Raw genomic sequence first — 1,389 nt, forward strand, 5'->3', positions numbered from 1 at the left:
GAGGCTGTAAAATAAACTGTGTCAAAGGATTAGGAGTATTACCTTTAACACAGTCACCATGGAAGAGAAAAACGAGCTGGATCTGGAAAAGATCAAGCGCCAGTTCCTGGAGGAGTTCCGGAGCGGCAAACCCACCTTCGGCAAAGACGGCGCCTTAGGCCCTCTGTTGAAGCACTTCTTAGAGGCCGCCCTGGAGGCGGAGATGGACCTGCACCTAAACGCTGAAGAGCGGCAGCAAGGCAACCGCCGCAACGGCAAAGTCAGCAAGCAGGTCCGCACCTCGGACGGCACCATTGAGGTGGAGAGCTCCCGTGACCGCTCCTCGAGCTTCGAGCCGCAGATTATCAAGAAGCGGGAGACGGTGCTAGCCGAGAACCTGGAGCCCCGCATCCTGAGCATGTACGGCTTGGGGATGAGCCTCAGGGACATCTCGGCCCACCTGAAGGAGCTGTACGATATGGACATCTCCCACGACACGCTCGCCGCTCTCACAGAGAAGATAGTGCCCCAGGTGAAGGAATGGCAGGCCCGGCCGCTGGATAGGCTCTACTGCATCGTCTGGCTGGACGCCATGCACTACAAGGTGCGGCAGGAGGGCCGAACCGTCTCGAAAGCTGTTTACAATATTCTGGGCATTGACCGCCACGGCCACAAGGAGCTGCTGGGCGTGTACGTCTCCGAAAGCGAGGGGGCTACCTTCTGGCTCTCGGTGCTCACCGACCTGCAGCAGCGGGGCCTCCAGGACATGCTCATCGCCTGCATCGATAACCTCAGGGGCTTTGCCGAGGCTATCAGCAGTGTTTTCCCACAGGCCGAGGTGCAGAGCTGTATTGTGCACCAGATCCGCAATAGCCTCAAGTACGTGGCACACAAGGACCAGAAGGAGTTCATGCGGGACCTCAAGCCGGTCTACCGGGCAGAGTCAAAGGAACTGGCTGAGCTGAGGCTGCTGGAACTGGAGGAGAAGTGGGGCTCAAAGTACCCCAAGGTGCTCGAGAGCTGGCAACGGAACTGGGATAAACTCTCCACGTACTTTAAGTACACCGAGCAGATTCGCCACCTGATCTACACGACCAACACCATCGAGGGCTTCCACCGCCAGGTGCGCAAGGTGACCAAAACCAAGGGGGCTTTCCCCTCGGACATGGCCCTGCTGAAGCTGATTTACCTCTCGCACCAGAACATCAGCCGAAAGTGGGTCATGCCGCTGGCCAACTGGAGCCAGACAGCCCAGCAGCTGGCGATGTGGTTTGGGGACAGGATGCAGCTGGACTTGAAGTGAGACGCACCTGGAAAAGTGTGGCCCTGTTGCTGTAAGGATTCACACCAGTACACCAACAGGGCCAGTAAATGGAAATATAGAAATGACACAGTTTAAATTACATTCCC

1 protein-coding gene is annotated in these 1,389 nt (G+C 57.2%); it reads left to right on the plus strand.

From position 1 onward, the window contains the following. Positions 1-58 precede the first annotated feature (58 nt). On the plus strand, positions 59-1,282 hold the full coding sequence (locus C8N40_RS22365; RefSeq protein WP_108214035.1) for an IS256 family transposase: 1,224 nt from the start codon (positions 59-61) through the stop codon (positions 1,280-1,282). The last annotated feature ends 107 nt before the right edge of the window (positions 1,283-1,389 follow it).

The organism is Pontibacter mucosus (assembly GCF_003054055.1).
Classification (GTDB): domain Bacteria; phylum Bacteroidota; class Bacteroidia; order Cytophagales; family Hymenobacteraceae; genus Pontibacter; species Pontibacter mucosus.